The 22,822-nt window shown below is 51.2% G+C and carries 25 protein-coding genes; 18 read left to right on the forward strand and 7 right to left on the reverse strand.

Going from position 1 to position 22,822, the window contains the following annotated elements; all coding sequences use genetic code 11:
* Nucleotides 1–98: 98 nt before the first annotated feature.
* Genes BW941_RS10675 through tcdA form a run of 3 tightly spaced genes read left to right on the forward strand, consistent with a single transcriptional unit; the run spans nucleotide 99 to nucleotide 1,913 of the window.
* Complete coding sequence (locus tag BW941_RS10675) at nucleotides 99–305, forward strand: ParD-like family protein (RefSeq protein WP_076515957.1); 207 nt, start codon at nucleotides 99–101, stop codon at nucleotides 303–305.
* A complete protein-coding gene (gene map / locus BW941_RS10680) occupies nucleotides 298–1,083 on the forward strand; it encodes a type I methionyl aminopeptidase (protein WP_281251177.1) in 786 nt (261 codons plus the stop codon). Before BW941_RS10675 ends, map begins: the two co-directional genes overlap by 8 nt.
* A 35-nt stretch (nucleotides 1,084–1,118) precedes the next feature.
* Nucleotides 1,119–1,913 carry a tRNA cyclic N6-threonylcarbamoyladenosine(37) synthase TcdA gene (gene tcdA, locus BW941_RS10685; RefSeq protein ID WP_076515959.1) on the forward strand — a complete coding sequence of 265 codons (795 nt, stop codon included), beginning with the start codon at nucleotides 1,119–1,121 and terminating at the stop codon, nucleotides 1,911–1,913.
* A 9-nt stretch (nucleotides 1,914–1,922) separates the two neighbouring features.
* On the opposite strand, the gene BW941_RS10690 is transcribed toward tcdA, so the two are convergent.
* On the reverse strand, nucleotides 1,923–3,896 hold the full coding sequence (locus BW941_RS10690) for a RecQ family ATP-dependent DNA helicase (protein WP_076515962.1): 1,974 nt from the start codon (nucleotides 3,894–3,896) through the stop codon (nucleotides 1,923–1,925).
* 220 nt (nucleotides 3,897–4,116) lie between these two features.
* Between BW941_RS10690 and BW941_RS10695 the strand changes: the two genes are divergently transcribed.
* Nucleotides 4,117–5,160, forward strand: a complete 1,044-nt coding sequence (locus BW941_RS10695) for a hypothetical protein (protein WP_076515965.1) — start codon at nucleotides 4,117–4,119, stop codon at nucleotides 5,158–5,160.
* A 51-nt stretch (nucleotides 5,161–5,211) separates the two neighbouring features.
* Here the strand turns inward: BW941_RS10695 and BW941_RS10700 are convergent, their stop codons facing one another.
* A complete protein-coding gene (locus BW941_RS10700) occupies nucleotides 5,212–6,327 on the reverse strand; it encodes a nucleoid-associated protein (RefSeq protein WP_076515967.1) in 1,116 nt (371 codons plus the stop codon).
* A gap of 133 nt (nucleotides 6,328–6,460) precedes the next feature.
* Here BW941_RS10700 and BW941_RS10705 point away from each other — a divergent pair, with 133 nt between their 5' ends.
* Both BW941_RS10705 and BW941_RS10710 read left to right on the forward strand, forming a co-directional pair.
* A complete protein-coding gene (locus BW941_RS10705; protein ID WP_076515969.1) occupies nucleotides 6,461–7,039 on the forward strand; it encodes a glutathione peroxidase in 579 nt (192 codons plus the stop codon).
* 67 nt (nucleotides 7,040–7,106) lie between these two features.
* Nucleotides 7,107–7,265 carry a YqaE/Pmp3 family membrane protein gene (locus BW941_RS10710; protein WP_076515971.1) on the forward strand — a complete coding sequence of 53 codons (159 nt, stop codon included), beginning with the start codon at nucleotides 7,107–7,109 and terminating at the stop codon, nucleotides 7,263–7,265.
* Between the two features lie 133 nt (nucleotides 7,266–7,398).
* Here the strand turns inward: BW941_RS10710 and BW941_RS10715 are convergent, their stop codons facing one another.
* Nucleotides 7,399–9,789: a fatty acid cis/trans isomerase gene (locus BW941_RS10715; protein WP_084188858.1), complete on the reverse strand. Its 2,391-nt coding sequence runs from the start codon at nucleotides 9,787–9,789 to the stop codon at nucleotides 7,399–7,401.
* 15 nt (nucleotides 9,790–9,804) lie between these two features.
* Entirely contained in the window at nucleotides 9,805–10,476 is a 672-nt protein-coding gene (locus BW941_RS10720; protein WP_076515976.1) for a glutathione S-transferase, read from the reverse strand.
* 551 nt (nucleotides 10,477–11,027) lie between these two features.
* On the opposite strand from BW941_RS10720, the gene BW941_RS10730 reads away from it, so the two are divergent.
* Entirely contained in the window at nucleotides 11,028–11,258 is a 231-nt protein-coding gene (locus BW941_RS10730) for a hypothetical protein (RefSeq protein ID WP_068439062.1), read from the forward strand.
* A 38-nt stretch (nucleotides 11,259–11,296) separates the two neighbouring features.
* On the opposite strand, the gene BW941_RS10735 is transcribed toward BW941_RS10730, so the two are convergent.
* The 3 genes from BW941_RS10735 to arsC are packed head-to-tail and all read right to left on the reverse strand — an operon-like array spanning nucleotide 11,297 to nucleotide 12,608.
* The gene (locus BW941_RS10735; protein WP_076515980.1) at nucleotides 11,297–11,656 is read right to left on the reverse strand and encodes a DUF2069 domain-containing protein; all 360 of its coding nucleotides are present in this window, start codon (nucleotides 11,654–11,656) and stop codon (nucleotides 11,297–11,299) included.
* Complete coding sequence (gene wrbA, locus BW941_RS10740) at nucleotides 11,653–12,258, reverse strand: NAD(P)H:quinone oxidoreductase (protein ID WP_076515981.1); 606 nt, start codon at nucleotides 12,256–12,258, stop codon at nucleotides 11,653–11,655. The genes BW941_RS10735 and wrbA overlap by 4 nt, the downstream gene beginning before the upstream one ends.
* Complete coding sequence (arsC, locus tag BW941_RS10745; RefSeq protein WP_076515983.1) at nucleotides 12,258–12,608, reverse strand: arsenate reductase (glutaredoxin); 351 nt, start codon at nucleotides 12,606–12,608, stop codon at nucleotides 12,258–12,260. Before arsC ends, wrbA begins: the two co-directional genes overlap by 1 nt.
* Before the next feature lie 69 nt (nucleotides 12,609–12,677).
* On the opposite strand from arsC, the gene BW941_RS10750 reads away from it, so the two are divergent.
* The 11 genes from BW941_RS10750 to BW941_RS10800 all read left to right on the forward strand — a co-directional run bounded on the left by BW941_RS10750 (nucleotide 12,678) and on the right by BW941_RS10800 (nucleotide 22,743).
* On the forward strand, nucleotides 12,678–13,883 hold the full coding sequence (locus tag BW941_RS10750; protein ID WP_076515985.1) for a YihY family inner membrane protein: 1,206 nt from the start codon (nucleotides 12,678–12,680) through the stop codon (nucleotides 13,881–13,883).
* Nucleotides 13,884–13,931: 48 nt separating this feature from the next.
* The gene (locus tag BW941_RS10755) at nucleotides 13,932–15,296 is read left to right on the forward strand and encodes a DUF3422 family protein (RefSeq protein ID WP_068441212.1); all 1,365 of its coding nucleotides are present in this window, start codon (nucleotides 13,932–13,934) and stop codon (nucleotides 15,294–15,296) included.
* 118 nt (nucleotides 15,297–15,414) lie between these two features.
* Nucleotides 15,415–15,846 carry a hypothetical protein gene (locus BW941_RS10760; RefSeq protein WP_076515987.1) on the forward strand — a complete coding sequence of 144 codons (432 nt, stop codon included), beginning with the start codon at nucleotides 15,415–15,417 and terminating at the stop codon, nucleotides 15,844–15,846.
* Nucleotides 15,827–16,663 carry a hypothetical protein gene (locus BW941_RS10765; RefSeq protein WP_076515989.1) on the forward strand — a complete coding sequence of 279 codons (837 nt, stop codon included), beginning with the start codon at nucleotides 15,827–15,829 and terminating at the stop codon, nucleotides 16,661–16,663. Before BW941_RS10760 ends, BW941_RS10765 begins: the two co-directional genes overlap by 20 nt.
* Nucleotides 16,664–16,697: 34 nt before the next feature.
* Nucleotides 16,698–17,579, forward strand: a complete 882-nt coding sequence (locus tag BW941_RS10770) for a DUF4892 domain-containing protein (RefSeq protein WP_076515990.1) — start codon at nucleotides 16,698–16,700, stop codon at nucleotides 17,577–17,579.
* Nucleotides 17,580–17,626: 47 nt separating this feature from the next.
* Nucleotides 17,627–18,559: a patatin-like phospholipase family protein gene (locus BW941_RS10775; protein ID WP_076515992.1), complete on the forward strand. Its 933-nt coding sequence runs from the start codon at nucleotides 17,627–17,629 to the stop codon at nucleotides 18,557–18,559.
* A gap of 39 nt (nucleotides 18,560–18,598) precedes the next feature.
* On the forward strand, nucleotides 18,599–19,534 hold the full coding sequence (gene prmB, locus BW941_RS10780) for a 50S ribosomal protein L3 N(5)-glutamine methyltransferase (RefSeq protein WP_076515994.1): 936 nt from the start codon (nucleotides 18,599–18,601) through the stop codon (nucleotides 19,532–19,534).
* A 19-nt stretch (nucleotides 19,535–19,553) separates the two neighbouring features.
* Entirely contained in the window at nucleotides 19,554–20,654 is a 1,101-nt protein-coding gene (aroC, locus tag BW941_RS10785; protein WP_076515996.1) for a chorismate synthase, read from the forward strand.
* Nucleotides 20,655–20,738: 84 nt separating this feature from the next.
* Nucleotides 20,739–21,902: an MFS transporter gene (locus BW941_RS10790; protein ID WP_076515998.1), complete on the forward strand. Its 1,164-nt coding sequence runs from the start codon at nucleotides 20,739–20,741 to the stop codon at nucleotides 21,900–21,902.
* A 19-nt stretch (nucleotides 21,903–21,921) separates the two neighbouring features.
* Complete coding sequence (locus BW941_RS10795; RefSeq protein ID WP_076516000.1) at nucleotides 21,922–22,164, forward strand: DUF6489 family protein; 243 nt, start codon at nucleotides 21,922–21,924, stop codon at nucleotides 22,162–22,164.
* A gap of 186 nt (nucleotides 22,165–22,350) precedes the next feature.
* Nucleotides 22,351–22,743, forward strand: a complete 393-nt coding sequence (locus BW941_RS10800) for a phasin family protein (protein WP_068436212.1) — start codon at nucleotides 22,351–22,353, stop codon at nucleotides 22,741–22,743.
* The last annotated feature ends 79 nt before the right edge of the window (nucleotides 22,744–22,822 follow it).

A 22,822-nucleotide genomic window follows, 5' to 3' on the forward strand; every position in this document is an offset into this window, starting at 1 on the left:
ACGGACCCGTCTTAGCAAACCGCGGCCGTGAGTCCGCTTGCGCCATTTCTTCTTTGAATATACGATTTGTATACGTTTTATATTCGAAGTGTATTTCTATGGGTATCGTAAAAATCGACGATGAACTTCACGAAGAGGTTCGCAAAGCCAGTTCGGTAATGGAGCGGTCTATCAACGCTCAGGCGGCGTTCTGGATTCGTATCGGCATGCTGGCTGAGGCGAACCCGCACAGAACCTACAGTGACATCGTCGAAGAGCAGATGCGACTGGCGAATGTTGATATGAGGAAGGTGTCCGGTGGTTGAGGTTGTTTCTCTCAAGTCTCCGGAGCAACTTGACCTGATGCGCGAAGCGGGCCGGTTGCTGGCTCAGGTCTTTGCCTATCTTGATGATAAGGTGGTCGAAGGTATCAGCACCATGGAAATTAACGACCTGGTGGAGCGCTACATCGAAGACGTGCTGTATTCCCGACCAGCGAGCAAAGGTCAGTACGGCTATCAGTACGTTCTGAACAGCTCGGTAAACCACGTTGTTTGCCACGGTGTTCCCAGTGATTCACAACGCCTTAAAAACGGTGACATCGTTAATATCGATATTACGCTTGAGAAGGGCGGTTACATCTCAGATTCCAGTAAAACCTATATGATTGGGGATGTTGCGCCGTCAGCTCGAAAACTAGTTGAAGAAACCTACGAGGCGATGTGGCAGGGCATACGAGTCGTGAAGCCTGGTGCGACCTTGGGTGATGTTGGAGCGGCCATACAGAAACATGCTCATTCTCATGGCTATTCAATCGTACGTGAATACTGTGGTCATGGAATCGGGACCGAGATGCACGAAGCTCCCCAGGTGCTGCATTACGGCCGCCGTGGTGAGGGGTTGGTCCTTAAGGAAGGGATGACATTTACCATTGAGCCTATGATCAATCAGGGAAAAGCCAAAGTGAAAACCAAAAAAGACGGCTGGACAGTGGTGACGGCGGATAAAAAGTTGTCCGCGCAGTGGGAACACACTATTGCTGTAACGGCCGACGGGTTTGAAGTACTGACGCTCAGGGAAGAAGAGAGTCAGCAGGTAAACTGATATAATCTGCCAACGTTTTTAGCTCGAGTTTCAGCATGACCCCATCCTATATCGACCGCTTTGGCGGTATTGGCCGCTTGTACGGTGCAGACGGCCTGCAACGCCTGCACGATGCGCACGTCTGCGTGATAGGCATTGGTGGTGTCGGTAGTTGGGCAGCTGAGGCTCTGGCGCGTTCGGGTGTTGGCAAGGTCACTCTGATCGATATGGACGACATTTGCGTTACCAACACCAATCGACAGATTCACGCCATGACCAGTTCGGTCGGTAAGCTCAAGTGCGAAGCGGTGGCTGAGCGTTTAAAAGACATTAACCCTGAGATCGATGTCGATGCTCGTATGGCGTTTGTGACGGCCTCAAACCTCGAGGAGCAGATCACGCCGGATATGGATTACGTGATCGATTGCATCGACAGCGTGAAGAACAAGGCAGCTCTGATCGCCTTCTGTAAGCGTCGTAAGATCCGTATTGTGACGACGGGGGCGGCTGGTGGTCAGACCGACCCGACGCAGATTCAGATCGGTGATCTGAACAAAACGTTCAATGATCCGCTTGCACGTAAAGTACGTTCGTTACTGCGTCGTGAATATGGCTTCTCGCGTAACGCATCGCGTAACTATTCGGTGCCTTGTGTCTTTTCAACCGAACAGCTGGTGTACCCGAGTAGTGACGGAACAGTTTGCCAGACCAAAGCTTTTGCTGGCGAGAGCACCCGTCTCGACTGCAATAGCGGTTTTGGTTCTGCCACTATGGTGACAGGCACCTTCGGCTTTGTCGCCGCATCGCGGGTGATTCGCCGTATTGCGGATAATGCCGGGAAGAAGTCCTAACCTCCGCTTTCAAGCTTCAAGCGCTTTAAAAACATTCGCATACGGCACTTGCTCAAGCGCTGCATAATTCGCAAGTTTCTTCGCTTTCACTTTGGTCAGCCAGGGGCTCGCCATACCACTTAAAAAACGGGTCTGGGTTTCAGGCTCGGGCAGTTGATTAAACATCGCCTGATACGCTTGATTAAATTCGGATAACATGCCCTGAATCACAGAAGCATCCGGGGCAGAAGCCGCACTGTTCTGTGGCCAGGGCTGCCATTTACCCATGCAGACGGAACAGTGCCCGCAATCCTGTGTCATTGAGTGATCATTAAAATACACGGCCAGTTGTCGGCTTAGACACTGCTGTGATTGAAACAGGTTCACCATGTTATGTAATCGCTGAATATCGCTGTTCTGGTGCGCCATAAAACTCTGATGTAGCTCATGGGCAATGGCGTCTGTCTCCGAAACTTGCCAAGGTTTTATCTCATACACCTCGGTCATCTGCTTTATTTCAAGCGTTAACCACTGCTGTTCGGCACAATATTCTAAGGCTTTCACTGCACGCGAGCGCGCATCCGTTCCAAGGCTCTGAATCAGCGCATCCATATCCAGGCTGTACCAGGTGCGACCTTTTTTACTGTGGTTTAACAGTGTCTGAATAAATTCCTGTCGTTCACCATTAAACTGAGACAGAAGGGCGCTTTCGGATTCTGGCTTAAAGCGGTATTCGGCATAGTAGCTGTAGAGCGGGGTGACTCGTCCAGCCATTTCTAAATGCACAAGCAATGTTTTTAACGGCAGTGGGCGGATATCTGTCTGGTTCGACAGCGGCTGCATCATGGTCTCCCAACGGCCAGAGCCATTACTGTTTACAGCGGTATCTGTGCTGATGGTGGTGAGTAAACGCTTAATCGCCCCGAGGGTTGGCGTATCGCCGTAAGTGAAGTTCTCCAGAACCGTCAGGCCTGATAAATCGGCGAGTAATACGCAATCTGATGGCTTACGGTCACGTCCGGCGCGGCCGATTTCCTGGCTGTAATTCTCAATCGACTTGGGTAGATCGTAATGTAGTACCTGGCGGATATTGCTTTTATCAATGCCCATACCAAAGGCGATCGTGGCGACGATGCAGGGCGTAGTTCCACTCATAAAACGCTGCTGGATTTCCTGTCGTGTCTCGCTGGGCAGGCCTGCATGATAAGACTCGACCGGAACAGCGACCATTTGATTTAACTGGCTTGCGACTTCGTCGGCGGTGTTTTGCTGGGTAACGTAAATAATGCTGCCAAACGGCTCGCCCTTTTTGATCAGATGATTGAGCCATTGGGCACATTTATTCAAGCGCTCATGTACCGGTGTAGGCTGAACTAATAATCGAAGGTTTGGCCGATAGAAACCGGTACTGACGACATCTGACTCTGCGATATCAAAATGCCGGCGCATGTCTTCTACGACGGGCTGTGTCGCCGTTGCTGTTAAGAGCAAAGATTGCGGGATATTAAATTCGCGACGCCAATGGGGCAGTTTCAGGTAATCCGGGCGGAAGTTGTGTCCCCATTCAGAAATACAGTGCGCTTCATCGACGACCAGCAAAGAAATAGCAACGCCCCGGATAAATTCGCGGAAGCGCTCATTCTTTAAACGTTCTACGGAGATAAACAGTATTTTAATTTCGCCATTGCGAACGCCTTGCTGTACTGAAGTCAATTCTTCGCGGCTGAGAGTGGAGTCGAGGCTGGCAGCGGCAACGCCTTTACTACGAAGAAAAGCCACCTGGTCCTGCATCAGTGCCAACAGCGGCGAAACGACTAAGGTCAGGTTCGGAAGCAGCAGGGCGGGTAGCTGATAGCAGAGCGACTTACCTGAACCCGTTGGGAAAATCGCGGCAGCAGATCGCCCGGCCAGTATGGTCTCAATAACGGGTTGCTGGCCTTCGCGTAGCTGTTCAAAGCCGAAGGTACGTTTAAGTGGCGATTGCCAGTCAGGATTCGTATTCATCTGTGCATCCTTGCAGAGTTTGTAGTGGATTAACAGTCCACGATAGCGAAGACAGACGGATCAATCCAACGGATTCTGGCAGCCGCTTTGTCGCTGGTGGCGTATTTTGTCGGGCGATTATGGGGCAGATAAGGCCACTTTGCCTCTTTTGAGATAATAGACAGGCGTTTATCAGGTATTCTGGTGTCCGACTCGAATAACAAATTAAATGGAGTTATCCATGCTCAAGCTCATTAAACCTGCTCTGGCACCTGCGGCCGTTGCTGGTCTTTCTCTTTCGCTGGCGGGGTGTTTTCCTCAGGGGTTTACTGGTCTGCCGCTAGTTGATCGCAGCCTGAGCGCGGAATCACCAGAGGGTATCTGGATGATTGTGACGGAAGAAAACTCCAGTATCCCGAACGCTGAAGACAGCATGAATCCATACGCCTATGCGGGTATGACCCGTGAGTTTGTAAAAGTCACTGCGAACGAGCAGGGCATTTACGAGCTCACCCGATGTGACAGCGAGTGGCGCAAAGACTTTGAACTGACAGCGACCGAAACAGGTTATGAGGCGACGCTGACTGAAACTGGTGACATGGATGAATCCGGTGTCACTGCAATGACACTGACCGACCTGACTGTGACGTTCGCCAGCAATAACCGGTCGCTGTCGGCAGAAGGTAGCCGCGTCACCACGCCTGTGGGTGAAAGTACGACGCTGACACTCGAAGGTGTCAAAGTCAGTGACAGCACCAGCTTTGAAGATGCTGAGCAACTGACCTCAACGTATGGCCTGGACTACACTAATTTAGGCAATGCAGGCTCAGTAGATAGCTCGATTGCTAACTGTGTTGGCATAGAGTACGGCGAACAGGTGACTGAGCAAGGTGGTGATGATTTTATCTACACCGAAAACATTTATACCTACTATGACGAAAGCGATCGTCAGACACAGTACTATCGCTTCTATCAGGCGAACGCTGGCACGGTGACGGAGTCACTTGGTGCGATCATTAACACTGAAGATGTTTTCACTTTATACGTTAACGCCTGCAGTGATGGTGAACCGGCCTGCAGTGCGGCTGCTGAGTGGACAGAAACGTCCTCAAACTCTATCGCGGGTGTGAGCTTCGATATCAATTACGAGGTGATTGATAATACCTACGTCATCAACCCGCTGGCGCTGACGCCATGGACAGCCTTCTTATGGCCACATGACGGCGACTTTATGCATGCACAGGTGGCGGTCACTATCGACAGCTACCAGCAGTACGAAGATTGATGATTACTGAATGATTATGAGAGCCCGGCAGCAGCCGGGCTTTTTTTATGCTTAGTCTTCGTTATCAGTGCTTTTGGCAGACAGTTGTTTGAGCAGGCTCTCTGGCACCTTGTGAATGAGAAGAGATTTGTTCGCAGGATTGAATTCAATATCTTTCCCCAGTAGGGCGGCCGAAAAGCTCAGACTCAGATCTTTGTTTTTTCCACTGAAACGAATAAACCCTTTGAGCTTCTTACGGTCCGGAATCAGCTCTGCTTTTACGGCATCGGCAACGTTTGCCACGGGAGCGCCGGCTGCAACCAGTTCTTCGGGGGTAGCGCCTTCGGGAGCGGGCTGCTTACGCCGCTCTTTCTTCTTTTCTATTACGTAATGCGAAAACGCTTCTGCAGGTTTTGCGTTGGTCTCGTTGGCGAGGTGGTTTTCCAGTTCTTCGAAGACGACGGGTTCGCCACGCAGATCCTGTTCGATGCAGTAATCGACGACCTTAGACTTATATTCAAACGCCTGCTCCTCGGGAAGCGTACGACTGTAGGAGTCAACGATTTCAAGGAACTCCTCTGTTTCTGCTGTTGTATTCAGGGTATCCGTGAACCCGATAGCGTCGAGGATCGCGTTCTGGAGAGGGCGGTCACCGCGGCCAAAAGAAAAGGTGATGTACTTTGCGTCTTCATCCTGTGCCCAGTCGGTGAGGTTGATACATACACCAAAGCCGGTATTTGAGAAGTCCAGGTAGCGGGTTTCTGACAGGTTGAGGTTAGCATCGACCGTTACGCTGTCTTTGTAGCGCAGGTGGAAGATATAGAGCTTGTCGGCATCCGCAAGTTCTTCGTGAAAGACTGCGATATAGCCGTCTACAAGAAGGTCGGTACTGTCGAGGCTGGCGCTGATGTGTGCAATGGCTTTGCGTGCCCAGCTCGAAAACGGCATGGCTTCTTTCTGCCAGTTGCGGATAAGCGCGCTGAACGCTGGCGATTCGGGATTGAAGACGCCATAACGCTTGCCGCTACGCTGAAGAAGAATGCCTTTCAGTTGAGAGGCACAACGCTGGTAGTAACCTGACAGAGTATCTTCACCTACTTCGCCCTCTAGGTCGCTGTAGGTCACAGTGGCCGCTGGTTCTTTTTCCAGCTTAGCTATTTTGTGAGTGATGAAGTGCTTGAGCGCCATACTATCTCCTGACATCACGCCTCAGCGACGTGTACGAAATGTGGCCGGATAATATCATGTCAGCGTTAAGACGGCCTGTTCCTTACCTGTCAGCGTTTTTGCTATCCTTAATAACCACATTGAGGAGAAAACCATGCGTAATTCACTCAAGCAGTTATTTTTTATCGGTGCGCTGTCGTTAACCTTTGCAGGCATCAGTGTTCAGGCTGAAGAAAGTGAAGGTAGCTATCCAGAATCCTGCCCGGAAATTTATCACCATACGATGAAACAGCTTCACAGTAGTAAGATGCTGAATCTGTGTGATGTGACGGACGGTAAGTCCGTATTACTTGTGAATACGGCGAGTCACTGTGGCTTTACCGATCAGTTTGGCGATCTTGAAGCGATTCATGAGAAATATAAGGATCGCGGACTGGTCGTTCTGGGCGTGTCTTCTGATTCTTTTAATCAGGAAGCAAAGGACGAGGCAGAAGCCGCTGAAGTCTGTTTCAAAAACTTTGGCGTCACCTTTACCATGTTATCGACAGTACCTGTGAAGGGGGAGAATGCTCACCCACTTTTCAAAGAGGTCGCCAGTCAGGACCAATACCCTCGCTGGAACTTTTACAAGTACATGATTAACCCGGAAGGTAAGGTGGTTCACTCGAATTCGAGTTTCCGCATTCCAGATGAAGAAGTCATCGAGAACCTGCTCAGCAGTGCTGGCCTGTAAAACAGTTTGAACTTCAGACCGGATAAGCCATCTATATCTTTACGTTCATTATGATGGAGAGTAAGACATGGATCTTATCCGGATTTTACTATCAGTACTGGTACCCCCACTTGGTGTGTTTTTGCAAGTTGGTATTGGTGGGGCATTCTGGCTGAATATTCTGTTGACCCTGTTGGGTTATCTGCCAGGTATCATTCACGCGGTATGGGTTATCGCGCGTAGATAGTTGCAGCCTAACGGTTGTGCAAGAACACAAAGAAGCCGCATCTGATGCGGCTTTTTTGTGGGTGTTTGATTTGTTGGTGTTTTAATACCAATACTCCGGCATCCGTGCCTCAGAAGTATTGAAGCCTGACGTCTTACCGGTTTTCAAGACGAGCGTAATCAAGCACGCCGTAGTTCAGCGGACTGTCCTTACGGAACCAGCTATGCAGCTCGTCACTCTTCTGCCAGAAGTCTGGTGACGTGCGACGGACAGCGAACTGCCCTGCCAGCGACTTGTAGTCTTCCTCTGATTCAAGCGCCTTAATGCCAGAGATAAAGTCACCTAACCTGTACTCAGGTACACGGTAAATGGCCGCTGGATAAGTGCCAAGAAGCCCAGGTACGATCGTCAGGTAATCCTCTTCCGGAAGACGATTGTTTTCCTCATACAGCAGGCCCGTCAGGTTGCTGTGGCCGCTTGCTCTCAACAGCGTGAATACCTGAGGGTCACCCATCACCTGATCAATCATAACGAATGAGATCTCAGGCATCAGCGTGGCTTGCTTACCCACAACATCATTGATCGGTAAGAGTGCTGAAAGCCGCTCAGGAGTGACGGCACCTGACAACTCGTAGCGCATAGAGGTGGCGCCTTTCAGGTGGGTCTTCAGCAGGCCATACAGTTCGATTTTCTGTTCCTGAGTCTGATATTCAATCCCCGGATCAGTAATAACTGAGTCTTCATAATTTACCAGATACTCATCGACTTCATCGCTGGCGTCCCGATACCAGTAATTGGCCAGTTCAATCCGCTTTTTCTGAGGTAGGAAGGTAAGGAAGTTGTGTTCGCCCTCCATTCTCAGAAAATCCATATACAGACGGGTCATCAGCTGATGGCCGACGTTACCGTAGACGTCGAATTCGGCGACTAGCAGATAGTGGATTCGCTCAAGCAGTGTGTAGTCGACTACCCAGGCCGTTTTGGTCGGCTGACCAATAAAACCCTGCTCAACAGACGAGCTGTCGAAGTGCCTCATAATTGTCAAAGCGGCATTCGGGTTATGCCCATCGCCGTCCCAGATCAGATCCAGATCGAGCTCTTTGCCCTCAGGGAAGTGCTCGATCATTTTTTGGTTTTTAGCTTCGAGGTAGTCTTTGTGCAGGTCAGAGTACTTCAACCAGTTGCTCAGAATCCCTGCGTTACTCTCTGCCTCGCCCGGTAAGCGCAGGTTCTCGCTTTGTTCGCTGAGGAAGTCTGCAAGCTCTCCGGAGTCAATGGCATCAGGGTCGATAAATACGGCCCAGAAGTGGTCATCGATCACATTCAACGCAACTTGCCCACGACAAACCGGCCCCTTGATAAAGCCACGGATAATGTATTCAGACTCTTCAAGCATAAAGCGATAACGGGATTTCACCGGTAAATCGTGGAAGGCGATAAAGGGATTGGAGGCGATATGAACTTCGTATCCCGGCAAGCTGCTAATTTCATAGTCTGGCTCGTTGAACAGCGACTTCATCCATTCCATGCGCTCATCGTTGAGGCGGTAAGGCATGTGAGTTTTGGCTACGATGGTTTCTTTTATACGCTCTAATCGATAATAGATACGCTTCACGCCCGGGTCGTCATATGGGCGACGCGTCGCTACAACCTCGATGGGGAGACCCGGTGGGGTATACGAACGGACCAGCCGGAAGAAGTTTTCTGGCCGTTGTTTCGGGTCGATACCACGGAAAAGAGGCTCATCCGAAAAATACAGGCTGGCCAGGAAGAGGTGTTCGTACATATACCGACTGGCCAATTGCTGTTTCAGGCTGTCGTCGTTCAGGTACGTTTCCCAGTCTCTGATCGTCTGTTTAGTTTTATCGGAAAGGGGCTTCGGCTGAGACATCGGCGAGCCGGCTCTCAGCCACTGCACCAGAGTGTTATATTCGCTATCACTGATCTCAGGGAGCCCGTATGGCATTCCCCATTTTGGGTGCTCTTCTGCGTACTCATTGAAATCTTCACGCGTCGGGCAAGACTGGGAGCGATTCAGAGCCAGATTGTAGTCATCACTCAGAAGTACATTTTCAGGTGCCGGCGCGTTTTTCTTCAGTGCCAGCATTTGATAAATGAGCGAGTTAGCGAGGTTTACTTCCGGGCTTTGAGTTCGCTCATTAAGCACAGAGTGGAAACCCATTTGTCGCCACTCCGCCGTTGAGTCTGCGTCGATACCTAATCGGGTCGGTTCGGCCGCGGTCAGCCTTGTTCCGTGGTATACCTTCTGAGGGTTAGCTCCCCTCATAATGCCTTCCGCCGACGTCAGTTTTAACTGGCACGGTGCATCGTTACAGGCATGACAGACAACACAACGCTGATCCAGAACCGGCTTTACTTCCTCTCTGAACCAGGCGGCTTCCTCAGCCTTGAAGTCAGCTCTACGCTCTACAATAAGCGATTTACCGAATAATTCCTGGGTGTCTAAAGACTGCAAGCCTGCAGTAGCACAGCCCGTCAGGACGATAATCCAGACGAGCCAGGTTCTTTTAAAAAATTTCATCATAATTCAGCACTACGATCAGGCGTAATCGTATGGTCCACCTTTCTTGAGTGCGTTCTGGTAGGCTGGAAGCGCGTGTACTTTTTTCACCCAGGCATTGATCGCGGGTAACTTAGAGGCAATATCGGAGCGGGTCATGGCAGCTTCCAGAGGGAATATCATCTGGAAGTCGGCGGCGGACATATCGTCTCCGGAGAACCAGACGTTTTTACTCAGGTGATCCTCGATAAAGCGCAGGGAGCTCTCAACGTTCGGGCTGATGAAACTCTTCATTACCTGATCGGCAATTCCTTTGGCTACCGGTCGGACAAAGAAAGGCATCGGGGCCGTTTTTACTTTGGTGAATACCAGACTCATAACCAGATACGGCATTAGCGAACCCTCAGCAAAGTGCAGCCAGTATTCATTTTGCTGAGCGGCATCAGAGTCGGGGGCATTGGTGAAGCGATTATCTTTGTCGTAGTTGCGGATCAGGTAGTTGATGATCACAGCGGATTCGGCGATCACTTTTCCACCGTCTGTTATCAGCGGTGACTTTCCAAGAGGGTGTATCGCTTTGAGTTCATCAGGCGCCAGGTTGGTTTTAGGATCGCGTTTATAAAGCTTGATTTCATATTCGATACCCAGCTCTTCGAGCAACCAGAGAATACGTTGTGAACGCGAGTTTTCAAGATGATGAAGCGTGACCATAAGTACCTGACCATTAAGAATTGAAGTTTACACACTCTTATAACGGACACGCTTTAGGATTGAAAGTGCCTTATCCGAGCGGGTACTGAATTGAGTGATAAAGAGAGGGATATGCAGCGAAACAGAGTGTTCCGTTGCTTCCAGAGCTGGCCGAATCAATCACATCTGTTTTTAAGCGGAGGTAACCAACCAGGGAACCGCGCTGACGGATAGCATCCCGCGTTGAACTCGGGACAGCATTGTCTGGAAGCGCATTCAGAAACTCGTCTGGAGCCTCCTGAAATCCTCGCGTCTCAGAACGAAGCAAGTGATCTCCACCCACGAGGAAGTTGTCGCCTGTTCATTGTAAACGATATCGCCACGGTCAGAGGCCAGGAAAACGTCATACAGGCCTTCGCCACTCAGATACTCGCGCTTCTCATGGGAGTTTCCGTTTATCGATCTGCCCAATCATCATAGAATACGGGAATCAAAGTGTGAGCTGATGTCATATATGACATAGGTTCGGAATTATTTATGGCCATTTGGCCCGACTGAGAGTGTAGTAAACAATGGAACGGACAGAGCGGGATTTTTACGCGCGCGATAAAGAAGATCAGGAAGCCTTTCTGACGCAAACCTGGTGCAATGACTGCATGGAAGTGGACCTGGGAATGAAAGACCCGGTTGAGTATGAAATGGGCGGCGTTGTTTATATCGACGGTAAGTGTGTAAAGTGTGGCAGCACGGTTACGACTGAGATTGCCGACGATGATACGGACGGAGAGTGGGACGACGAGTAACGTCATCCCATTCGTAGTGAGCAGGCTTTGATCGCAGATTAAGCCTGTTCTTCTGCTTTCTTCCAGCGCGTAAACATCAGCGAAGCGATGAACATCAGCGCTATGGTCAGAACCTGAAGCCACATCCAGGTGCCAGCTCCTGTTGCGATAATCACAACGAAGTAGAACATGGCCATGTACGCAAGCCAGGAGGCTGCGTAATGCGATTTCTTGATGATGCCCGGAATGAATAGCAGCAGTGGGATACACTTCACTAGCCAGAACATCAGTGTAGCTCCGAGAATATCCTCATCGCCTTTTACATGTTCTGGTGCGCTGGCGTAAGTACCTGCCAATAAAAGGCCGAAGAGGCCGAGATAACAGATCACCATTGCCCACCAGGCGCGGTTTGACTTCATTCGTCTGCTCCAGACAGTCGTTTCGCCAGTGTTGCCATGCGTGCCCCCTGAGCTTTACACAATCCAATTTCTTCCTTGCTTAACTCGCGATCGCCGTTCGGGCCCGCCCAATGCGTAGCGCCGTAAGGGGTACCGCCTGAGGAGGTTGTGGATAAACCGGCCTCACTGTAGGGTAGGCCAGCGATGACCATCCCGTGATGCATCAATGGTGTCATCATGGATGTCAGTGTGGTTTCCTGGCCGCCGTGCAAGGACGAAGTAGAAGTGAACACACTGGCAGGTTTATCAATCAGCGCGCCCGTCAGCCAGAGGTTGCTGGTGGTATCGAGGAAATATTTCAGCGGGGCAGCCATGTTGCCAAAGCGGGTTGGGCTGCCCAGTACCAGGCCAGAGCAGTGCTTGATATCGTCGAGAGTGCAATAGACTGCGCCGTCGTCTGGCACTGCCGGTGCCGTGGCTTCAGATACCGGGCTGACTTCTGGCACAGTGCGTAAACGGGCCTCTAGTCCGGTCGATTCGATACCGCGTGCAATCAGCTTAGCCATTTCTGCTGTTTTGCCGTGACGGCTGTAATACAGCACCAGAACGTAGGGCGTAGCCATTAAATAATCTCCAGTACCTGCTCTGGTGGGCGGCCAATGCGTGCCTCATCACCCTTGATCACAATTGGGCGCTCAATCAGCTTGGGTGATTCGATCATTGCCCGAATGATGGCATCGTCACCAACGTTTTTATCATTCAGACCATGTTCTTTATATTCGGCTTCTTTGGTTCGAAGTAGCTCACGCGGCGTGATGCCGAGCTTATCAATGACCGCTTTCAGGGTCGCTGCATCGGGTGTTTCTTTCAGATACTCGACCACCGTTGGCTCGACGCCGTTTTCTTGCAAAAGCGCCAGTGTCTGGCGGGACTTGGAGCAACGGGGATTGTGATAAATGGTAATATCGCTCATGCTTTTTCTGAATTCCGGTAGACAGTCATTTGGTCGCCATTGTAACAAGGATACCCGTTAAGGATACCTATGAAGCCGAGTTTTATCCCTGAACCAGCCCATGTCGGACGCGTTTTATGGCAGACACTCAAACGTTTCGAAAGCATGGAGCGTCGCAAAGAAGCTGCTGCTCTGACCTACACCACGCTGTTCGCCCTGGTGCCTGTGATCACCGTCAGCTATTCGATACTCAGTGCTATCCCGACGCTGCAGGAGTGGGGGCAGGATGCGAACCAGCAACTGCTTAGCTATGTTTTGCCGCAGGGCAGTGAAGTGATAACGGATTACCTGCGCCAGTTCAGTGAGCAGGCACGACAGCTGACCTGGATAGGTATCGCCGCCTTATTTGTGACTTGTATTTTCCTGCTGCAAACCATTGAAGGACAGTTCAACCGAATCTGGAACGTTGAAAGTTCGCGTTCGAAAATTCAGACATTTTTCCGCTATTGGGCTGTATTGAGCCTCGGTCCGCTGCTGTTTGGTGCCGGCGTGGCCACATCTTCTGTTCTGGCGTCGATGCCGCTTTGGGAGAGCTCTCCCGGTGGACCTCTGACAATACTAGCGCGGCTTATCCCGTGGATACTGACCATCGGCGCAGTGACTGTGGTTTATCTGATGGTGCCTAACTGCAAAGTACCCGTGCCTCATGCATTGATAGCCGCCGTTATCGTTGCCTCGGCTTTTGAATTGGGCAAGTTTCTGTTCAGTGGCGCTCTGGGGCTTTTTCCATCATATAAGCTGATTTATGGCGCGTTTGCTGCCGTTCCGCTGTTTCTGTTGTGGATCTATGTATCCTGGATGCTTCTGCTACTGGGGGCTGAGCTGAGCTATGGCCTGAGCCATTATCGTCGGCCTGGTGCAGGGCGTCATCCGGTGAATGAGCGATTGCGACTGGCAGAAATTCTGATCAAAGCCCGGAGTGGTGAACCTCTAAATCGCGAGCTGGATATCCGGCGCCAATTGGGTGACGTCGATGCAGGGCGAGTTACCAATATGCTTAATGAATTTCGCAAGTCGGGTTGGGTTGTATTCACGGAGGAGGGGCGCTGGGCCTGGGTTCGGGCGCCTGAGACCATTAAAACCTCTGAGTTCTTTGCCGGGCAGACATTGAAGGAGCTGTGTAAGGCCAATGCCGGAGATGCCAAAAAGCTGGTGAAATTACGCCAATGGCAAAATGACTTTAGTTCAGAGTTCGGAGAGCGCTTCGATATACCGCTCAGTGAATTACTTGACTGAGAGCGCGTGTCAGCCCCGAGTGATGAGCAGATACATCAGGAGAACCCAATGAAACATGCGATACAGGAAGTAGCGAGTGAGGCGGGCACGCCCGAGATCAGCGCTCCGGCGGTCTCGCTGCGCGTACACCCGCAAAGGTCATCGCTCTACGAAGAATTGCACAACCGTCCATCGCCAATCATTGAGGGCGGTTGTCAGGTCACTCACTTTACAGTGATGCTCGATAACAATCGTGAAGAAATTCTCGAGCACGTAAATGACCTATGTCGTCGTTATAGTGTGCCGGCTCCGGGTAACGACTCCAGTTGCTTGTATCAGGATTTTGGTGGGTTTGAGCTGCGCTGGGAACGCCATCTGGAATTTGCGAACTTCACCTTTATCAGCAAAGACGCAGCCCCGTTTTCTGACGATGCTCTGGCGTTTATTCCTAAAGACTGGCTAGCCAGCATGCCCGGAGAATTAGTCGTAGCCGTTAATCTGGTGATGGTTGAATCCGAACCCAGTGACGTTGACCTGAAGCGCTGGTTCGAAGGTCAGCGTGTGTCTGGTTCAGAAGTCGCTGAGAATAAAGCCCAGGTCTGGACCGCGTTTAAGCTTCATAGCGACGGATTTGGGCGTATCGTCGCCTGGAACCGGGATCTCAATGCTTATCAGGCCGGTCGCATGGTACAGCGGTTGTGTGAGCTGGAAACTTACCGCCTGATGTCATTGCTGGCTCTGCCTGTAGCCCGGGAAATGGGCGCAGAATTGTCACGTATCGAGGACAATCTGGCGACTCTGAATTTGAGTATCTCAGAAATCGACAAAGACAAAGATGAGCGCGAGCTGCTGCAGGAACTGTCGCATCTGGCGGCAGAAGTCGAGCGCCATCGCTCTGACACAAACTTCCGATTCTCAGCTTCAGTGGCCTACCACGATCTGGTCAGAGACAGGATCAAACAGCTGCAGGAAGTCCCAATGGATGGTGTTCAGAGCCTGCAGGAGTTCCTTGAGCGTCGACTGACGCCAGGCATCAAAACCTGTAACTCGGTCAGGGATCGTCTTGAGGATTTGTCGCGTCGTATTCACCGGACCACAAGTCTGCTGAGAACACGAGTCGACTTGTCGATTCAGGAGCAGAATCAGCACCTGTTATCCTCCATGAACCGTCGCAGTCAGTTGCAACTGAGATTGCAGCAGACGGTGGAAGGGCTCTCGGTGGTTGCTATCGGCTACTATCTGTTGTCGTTGCTGGAAATAGCATTTAATGGCCTGAAAGCGGTAGGGGTACCTATCGATGTCAGTCTGGCGAAGGGCGTAGCGATGCCTGTGGTGCTGTTATTGGTGCTGCTCGGTGTTCGCAGCGTCCGAACGCATATCACACGACGGAACCGGGCTGCTGACGGAAACAGCGGAAAATCAGAGCGGCAGTAAACTGACACTGTGCGGTAAGAAACGACCGCATATCTTTTTATCTATCTGATTTTTAAAGGATTTGTTATTTTGGCTTGCTAATTGCTGAATCCTCCTCATCTTCAGTGGAGGATGCAGTATGCTGAATTGGTTGCCTGAACATATACAGAAGCCGGTGGCGTCGATACCAACCACCGGCACTCCTCATTCTCTCGTCCGTCGTTCAGCGGATGTATTGGCTCTTCTTATTCGCGATGCGCTGCTGGCGGGCGATCATGAGAGCGCATTCGCACTTGCCGGAGTACGTGATGTACTCAATGGTCTGAGTAAACCGACAGATCCTCTTCGTCGACGTGCCGAATCTGACGCATATGACTTTATTGCCGACTACACTGAAAGTCAGGCAGAGGTTGGAGTGCGCGGGCAGGCTCTTGCAGATCTGAAACTCGTTGCTGATGTTCTTGCAGCAACCGATATCGCCCGTAAACAGGAAGCAGCCTCTGGGCAACTCTGCAGTTTTGCCCGTGTTGAAGAGATTATCGGAAATTTGTATGCGAAAAGTAACGACTAGCCTGCTGCTGTCATTGGCAGCACTTCAGGCAAATGCGTCCACCTTTCAATGGGGGCAGGAAATTTCAGGGGCGCCCGACAGCGGCGTAGGTACACGATTTGCGACCAGCACCGTTGCGATTTCATTGCCGCTTGAGCGGGCTGACCGTGGCACAGAATCTCTGACTTCTGATGTGTCTCTGGAGTTAACTGAATTCCGTTGGGAAGGCGCGAATGCCGCCGAAGGTGAATACATCTGGTTATCTGTACCAATTAAATACCGACAGAAACGCACTGGCAGCACTGAGTTTCATCTGATGGCTGAGCCCGGCGTCATGACGGACCTCGATGCTGTTGGTACTGAGAATCTCAATCTGAACGTTGAGGTCAGTGGCCGGACTTACACGGGCCGCACGACCTTCTGGCAATACGGTATTGTGGTTGACCGTAAATTTGGCGACCGCAAACCCCGGCCGCTTCTGGCGCTGGCCACCAAGCTGACCTCCGATACTGAAATGTGGTTGGGTTTTCCCAAGTCGAATATTCAGACCCGATGGAGTCAGGAGTTCTCAACCTATGCCCGCTTCTATCCTGACGGTGGTTACTGGAAAGAAGAAGTCGATGATCTGACCCCAGCAAAGGTAACGACCGTCTCTTATACGAACTGGAGAATGGGGGTTGGTGCAGAGTTTCGCTGGCGCAATGGCGTGTGGCTGAATGCCGAGATTGGTCAGCTAAGAAATCGTACGATCAGAGCGACCGACAGTACCGGAGTTGAAGTCAGTGCAGACCCGGCTGAAAACGGTTACTGGCAGCTGGGTGCCAGCCTGAGATTCTGATACATTGGGCAGAGTGTCACATAACAGGTTGCTTATGCTTCTCTTTGCCCGCTACATCCGGTTTTACCCTCTACTTCTGGCGGTAGTTTTCGCTTCTATGATGCCCTCTGGTGCATCTGCAGCACCGCCACCATTCCCCGACAGTGAATTAATCGAACGTTCTGAAGAGAGTGTTTCGCGTTACAGGCTTGTACTTTCTGAACTGAAGCACCAGCGTGCGGATACATTTGGAGAGCGTGAGTTGCGTGTCTCCGGAGAACGTGAGCGTACCGTGTATAATTTGCCGGACGGCGTAAGTCTCGAAGAGGTGAGAGTGTACTTCCGGCGTCAGACCGATGGCCAGAGAACGCTCTATGAGTGTATTGGTATCGATTGCGGAAGCAGTAACTTCTGGGCAAACGACGTGTTTGATCTGTCCAGCCTGGTCAGCCGCGACAAAGATCAGGCGTATTTCGTAACCATTGAGCCATACGCTGATACCCAGAAACTGACCATGGTGTATATCTCCATGCGTGGCGGGCGTCAGCCGAAAGTTCTGATTGATCAGCTAGTCACACGGGCACCCCTGAAAATCGGTCAGGTCACCCAGGACGAAGTACTTGCATCATTGTCCGTGACGTCGGGCTGGCTTCCGGGCTTTGTAGCAGACAGTCGTGGCGTGAACGTTACCGAAAGCCAGATTCTGTTTGATGCTATTCAGGGCCTCTCTGTTGGTCTGAAGACACGCTTACACTTGATGGTGCATTGTTATGATGGTGCACATATCAAGGACACATTAGAATGCTCCGAACGTTTGGCCGAGCAGGTACGCAAAGCGTTACCGGGCATTGATGTCAGAGCGCTGGGTGCATTAACTCCAGCCCCTGCGGCGGACCGCCGACCGGCTGTTCGCTTTACGTTCTGGCCGGGCCGTTAAAGCAGATAAATGCCAGCTCTGGCCTGGCGATAGGACTCGAAAATCCGATGAAACAGTCAAAGAAAACCGTCGCTCTCGCGCTGGGGAGCGGTGGCGCGCGCGGTTATACCCACATAGGTGTCATCCAGGCGCTCGAAGAGCGTGGCTACGATATCGTTAAAATTTCCGGTTGCTCAATGGGTGCCATTGTTGGTGGCTTTTATGCGGCAGGAAAACTTCCGCAGTATCGTGACTGGGTCACCAGTCTCGGTTATATCGACGTTCTTAAACTTGTGGATTTCAGCTTGTTATCCGGTGGTGCTATCAAGCTTGAGAAAGTCTATGGTGTTATCAGTGAGCTGCTGGGTGAGATCAATATTGAAGACCTGAATATTCCTTACACCTCGGTGGCTACCGACCTGAAGCATGAAAAAGAAATCTGGTTCCAGCGGGGTTCACTGGTCGAAGCAATGCGTGCTTCTGCTGCAATTCCAACCATTCTTGAGCCCGTCATCACTGACACAATGATGCTGGTGGACGGCGCGGTATTGAACCCCTTACCTATTACCCCGTGCGTATCAGCTCATGCTGACCTGATTATTGCCGTTGATATCAATTCGGATGTGCCGACACCACAGAACCTCGTAAGAGATGTTGCGGAATCTGAAAGCGAAAAGAAAGCCTGGCTCAATACCGTTATGGATCGTGCTTCTGAGTGGCTTGGTAAGCGCACGAATGAAGCCCGTAAAGAAGCGAATGAGAATCTGGGAAAACTGGAGACCCTGACCCGTATGTTTGAGGTCATGCAGTCTTCTCTGAGTCGCTTTAAGACGGCAGGGTATCCGCCTGATCTGCTGATCCGTATTCCGACTGAAAGCTGTGAAATGTACGAATTTTATCGTGCACAGGAGATGGTTGATCTGGGCTATCAGATTGCTAACGACGCGCTTGATGCGTTCGAGCACGGCCACAGTAGTCTCTATGGTGAGCGCCGCTGCTGATCCTGATACAATAGCGCCTTTTTTGGACGGCCAGACCTGATGAAATTCGACCAACTTGCTCAGGAAGCTATCAATGAACTGTCTACGTTGCAGGATTTTGTGCGCTGGGCTGTGAGTCGGATGGCGGAACATGAGGTTTATCATGGGCATGGTACCGACAATCCGTGGGACGAAGCTCTGTATCTGGTTGCACACGCATTGAATCTGCCATGGCAGTTAGCAGATAACTGGCGTTCGTCGAAACTGACTCGCTCAGAGCGTGAACGCGTTGTTGACCTGCTGAGCCAGCGGATACACGAAAAAGTACCGACACCGTATCTCACGGGGGAAGCCTGGTTTTGCGGTAAACCCTATCTGGTCGATGAGCGGGTTCTGGTGCCACGGTCGCCGATTGGTGAGCTTATTCAGGCACGTTTTTCGCCCTGGCTTCCTGGCAGTGCAGAGCCGGCGCGTATTCTGGATCTTTGCACAGGCTCTGGCTGCATCGGCATTGCCTGCGCTCATGAGTTCGGGAACGCTCAGGTGGAACTGCTCGATATTTCGTTTGAGTCCTTAGAAGTGGCTGAAGCCAATATTGGTATGCATGGCCTTGATGATCGCGTTTTTGCATTACAGTCGGACCTGTTTTCCGCGGCTTCCGGACGTTACGACATCATTGTGTCGAATCCTCCGTACGTCGATGCCGATGATATGGCGGAGTTGCCGAAGGAGTACCGCCACGAGCCTGAGCTTGCACTGGCGGCCGGGGATGATGGTCTGGATCTGGTCAGAATTATGCTGGCAGAGGTCCGGGAGTATCTGACGGACGACGGTATCTTCATTCTGGAGGTCGGTAACAGCTTCCCGGCCTTACAGGCGGCATACCCTCAGCTGGCGTTTGAGTGGCCCGAGTTTGAACACGGTGGGCACGGTGTCTGTGTTCTGAGAGCCTCAGACCTTGATGTATTAACTGAAGAATTAACAACAGGCGCGTGAGCGCTGCGACGGAAATCTTATGTCTGGTAACAGTTTCGGAAAATTATTCACAGTCACCTCGTTCGGTGAAAGTCACGGACTTGCCCTCGGGGCGATTGTTGATGGTTGCCCACCGGGTATTCCACTGACTGAAGAAGATCTTCAGGCTGACCTGGATCGTCGTAAGCCGGGAACCTCGCGTCACACGACTCAGCGTCGCGAGCCTGATCAGGTAAAGATTCTTTCTGGTGTTTTCGAAGGCAAGACCACAGGCACGCCGATTGGCCTGATTATTGAAAATACCGATCAGCGCTCTAAAGACTATTCAAACATTGCCAAAACCTTCCGTCCTGCACATGCTGACTACGCTTATACGCAGAAGTATGGTTTCCGCGACTATCGTGGTGGTGGTCGTTCATCAGCACGCGAAACCGCGATGCGTGTTGCTGCCGGTGCGATTGCAAAGAAAGTGCTGGCCGGAAAGGGCATTGAAGTCCGTGGTTACCTTTCTCAGCTTGGTCCAATTAAGGCTGAGGCCTTCGACTGGAACGAGGTTCACAATAATCCTTTCTTCTGTCCTGACGCGAGTAAAGTGCCAGAAATGGAAGAGTACATGGATAAGCTACGCAAAGAGTGTAACTCTATTGGTGCCCGAATCAGCGTCGTGGCGACAGGTGTAAAGCCGGGTCTGGGTGAGCCGATCTTTGACCGACTTGATGCAGATCTCGCTCATGCACTCATGAGTATCAATGCAGTGAAGGGTGTAGAAATTGGTGACGGTTTTGATGTTGTTGAGCAGAAAGGCACTGAGCACAGAGACGAAATGTCGCCAGAAGGCTTCCTGAGCAATCATGCGGGGGGCGTACTCGGTGGAATTTCTACGGGACAGGACATCATTGCGCATATTGCGCTTAAGCCAACCTCGAGCATGGCTCTGCCGGGGCGCTCTGTAGATACTGACGGTAATCCGATTGAAGTCATCACGAAAGGGCGTCATGACCCGTGTGTTGGCATTCGTGCGACACCGATTGCCGAAGCCATGATGGCCATCGTGCTGCTTGACCACCTGATGCGTGACCGTGGCCAGAATGCCGATGTTGTATGTACTACGCCAGTGATTCCAGGCCAGGCGCCGGAATAAACATCAAGATAAGCACTTCGACTACCAGCGGGCGCTTATGACCGCTGGTACCTTCACCTCATACGTTTGTCTGGTCGTCCGCTGATGCCAGTTTCACCATCGCGCTTCGCCTTATTTTACGCCCTGTACTTCGCACTCCTGGGGTGTATTGCTCCCTTCTGGGGCCTGTATCTGAAACACCTCTCGTTCACTGCGGTCGAAATTGGCAGCCTCATGGCCTTGTTTGGCGTTGTCAGAATTCTTGCACCCAATATGTGGGCCGCTCAGAGCCGACGATTCCGTGGCCCGGTTCAGATGGTGCGAATGGCTGGTCTTCTTACTCTGGTTTGCTTTTCTCTGATCTACGCAACACAAAGCTTCTACGGCGTGGCTGCAGTTATGATCGCGTATGGCTTTTTCTGGGCAGCCATGCTGCCGCAGTACGAAGTACTCTGCATGCAGTCGCTGTCGAATCAGGTCGATCGCTACAGTCGCGTTCGCATGTGGGGTTCCGTTGGTTTTATTGTCAGTGTGGTGTTGCTTGGTGCAGTACTTCAGGCGTTAAGTATATCAGTGTTGCCTGCTGTGATGTGGGCGCTCATGTTCTGCATCGTAGCTAACGCCTGGCTGATGCCACATGTTAATCACCCTGTCAGACCTGAAAATCAGACAGACCAGCAGTTCTGGCGGCGCTTACTTAAGGGGCCGGTTGCAGGTTTTATTCTTCTTAATATTCTTCTGCAGTTGTCTTTTGGACCTTATTACACCTTCTTTAGTATTTACCTCGATGAAGCTGGTTACAGCGCCAGTCTGACCGGGGTTATCTGGTGTGTGGGGGTGATCGCCGAAGTTGTGCTGTTCTGGCAATTCGGACGCATTATGCATCTGCTTAGCTGGAGAGGCTGGGTCGTTCTGAGTCTTGTTCTTACAGCCGTTAGATGGATGTTGACCGGATACCTTATCGGGTCTCTCTGGGTGCTTATGCTGTTGCAAATCTTACACGCGTTCAGTTTTGGCGTGATGCACGCAGTATCAATGCGTTATGTTCAGACACTTTTTCCGGATCATCTTCAGGGGCGTGCCCAGGCTTTATACAGCAGTGTCAGTTTTGGCTTAGGAGGTGCGGTGGGGGCCTGGGTCAGTGGCTTGCTCTGGGAGCCTCTGGGTGGCACGCTGGTGTTTGTGCTTGCAGGGGCAGCCTCCTTGGCCGGTGCGGTCATAGCCTGGCTTAGTTTGTCCCCAGATGAGCAGCGACAGAGCCGCCAATAACCAAATAAAGGAACACGAAATGAAAGTGAATGTCACATTCGATATGACGCCAGAAGAATTCCGTCGTCTGCTTGGTTTACCCGACGTTCAGCAATTTCAGGCAGATGTGTTTGAACAAATGATGGAAAAAATGAAGGCGGGAGAAGATGGATACGATCCAATGAGTATCTATCAGCCAATGATGGAAAAAGGCATGAGCGCAATGACCAATTTTCAGCAGAATCTGATGTCTATGATGATGGCGGGACAGTCCAAAGACTGACGGAATTGGATAAATCCGGACACAGTGGCGGGCAATGTAAGCTTTGCTCATTGCGGTGCGGTTAAAGAGGTGCAATCACCGCTGTGACTGCTACTTTAATCGTACGGCTGTCACCCAAGTGTAATGATACTTCTGCAGCATGTGGAAGTGAAAGTTGTTCTTACCAACCATTGAAGGAGCAAGACCATGCAAGAGAATATTCTTAATGCATTCGCTGAACAGGCAAAAACGATGTACGCGCCTATGTCGAAGTTCAACAGTCTGTTCGTTGAAAACATGGAGAAGCTGACTGAGTATCAGATCAACGCGGTTAAGAGCTACGCTGAAATGGGACTGAGCCAGATGAAATCCGCGGCTGATGTACAGGACCTGGAATCAATGCGCACGTTCGCATCTTCTCAGGCTGAAGTTGCATCTGGCATGAACAAGAAAATCATGGAAGACGTTAAAACACTGTCTGACATGACTATGGAGTTCAAAACCCAGATGGAAGGCATCATGGAAGAGATGCGCAACACTGCGGCTGAAACTGCCAAGACAACTGCTAAAACTGCGGCGTCAAAAGCTAAAGCGGCTTAATCTGACGGGTGCAGTGAATAAGGCCACCCTTGCGGTGGCCTTTTTTGATTGGACGTCTTACCAACTGGGTTGTTTATTA

Source organism: Thalassolituus maritimus, assembly GCF_900156675.1.
Taxonomy (GTDB): Bacteria; Pseudomonadota; Gammaproteobacteria; order Pseudomonadales; family Oceanobacteraceae; genus Thalassolituus; species Thalassolituus maritimus.

Coding starts and splice junctions, on each gene's coding strand:
- BW941_RS10765 (WP_076515989.1), top strand. CDS start 15,827: ATGCGAAAAGTAACGACTAGCCTGCTGCTGTCATTGGCAGCACTTCAG.
- BW941_RS10755 (WP_068441212.1), top strand. CDS start 13,932: ATGAAACATGCGATACAGGAAGTAGCGAGTGAGGCGGGCACGCCCGAG.
- BW941_RS10795 (WP_076516000.1), top strand. CDS start 21,922: ATGAAAGTGAATGTCACATTCGATATGACGCCAGAAGAATTCCGTCGT.
- BW941_RS10775 (WP_076515992.1), top strand. CDS start 17,627: ATGAAACAGTCAAAGAAAACCGTCGCTCTCGCGCTGGGGAGCGGTGGC.
- BW941_RS10770 (WP_076515990.1), top strand. CDS start 16,698: ATGCTTCTCTTTGCCCGCTACATCCGGTTTTACCCTCTACTTCTGGCG.
- BW941_RS10695 (WP_076515965.1), top strand. CDS start 4,117: ATGCTCAAGCTCATTAAACCTGCTCTGGCACCTGCGGCCGTTGCTGGT.
- BW941_RS10690 (WP_076515962.1), bottom strand. CDS start 3,896: ATGAATACGAATCCTGACTGGCAATCGCCACTTAAACGTACCTTCGGC.
- BW941_RS10705 (WP_076515969.1), top strand. CDS start 6,461: ATGCGTAATTCACTCAAGCAGTTATTTTTTATCGGTGCGCTGTCGTTA.
- BW941_RS10750 (WP_076515985.1), top strand. CDS start 12,678: ATGAAGCCGAGTTTTATCCCTGAACCAGCCCATGTCGGACGCGTTTTA.
- BW941_RS10730 (WP_068439062.1), top strand. CDS start 11,028: ATGGAACGGACAGAGCGGGATTTTTACGCGCGCGATAAAGAAGATCAG.
- BW941_RS10800 (WP_068436212.1), top strand. CDS start 22,351: ATGCAAGAGAATATTCTTAATGCATTCGCTGAACAGGCAAAAACGATG.
- BW941_RS10715 (WP_084188858.1), bottom strand. CDS start 9,789: ATGATGAAATTTTTTAAAAGAACCTGGCTCGTCTGGATTATCGTCCTG.
- BW941_RS10720 (WP_076515976.1), bottom strand. CDS start 10,476: ATGGTCACGCTTCATCATCTTGAAAACTCGCGTTCACAACGTATTCTC.
- tcdA (WP_076515959.1), top strand. CDS start 1,119: ATGACCCCATCCTATATCGACCGCTTTGGCGGTATTGGCCGCTTGTAC.
- BW941_RS10760 (WP_076515987.1), top strand. CDS start 15,415: ATGCTGAATTGGTTGCCTGAACATATACAGAAGCCGGTGGCGTCGATA.
- wrbA (WP_076515981.1), bottom strand. CDS start 12,258: ATGGCTACGCCCTACGTTCTGGTGCTGTATTACAGCCGTCACGGCAAA.
- BW941_RS10790 (WP_076515998.1), top strand. CDS start 20,739: ATGCCAGTTTCACCATCGCGCTTCGCCTTATTTTACGCCCTGTACTTC.
- arsC (WP_076515983.1), bottom strand. CDS start 12,608: ATGAGCGATATTACCATTTATCACAATCCCCGTTGCTCCAAGTCCCGC.
- BW941_RS10735 (WP_076515980.1), bottom strand. CDS start 11,656: ATGAAGTCAAACCGCGCCTGGTGGGCAATGGTGATCTGTTATCTCGGC.
- BW941_RS10675 (WP_076515957.1), top strand. CDS start 99: ATGGGTATCGTAAAAATCGACGATGAACTTCACGAAGAGGTTCGCAAA.
- prmB (WP_076515994.1), top strand. CDS start 18,599: ATGAAATTCGACCAACTTGCTCAGGAAGCTATCAATGAACTGTCTACG.
- BW941_RS10710 (WP_076515971.1), top strand. CDS start 7,107: ATGGATCTTATCCGGATTTTACTATCAGTACTGGTACCCCCACTTGGT.
- aroC (WP_076515996.1), top strand. CDS start 19,554: ATGTCTGGTAACAGTTTCGGAAAATTATTCACAGTCACCTCGTTCGGT.
- BW941_RS10700 (WP_076515967.1), bottom strand. CDS start 6,327: ATGGCGCTCAAGCACTTCATCACTCACAAAATAGCTAAGCTGGAAAAA.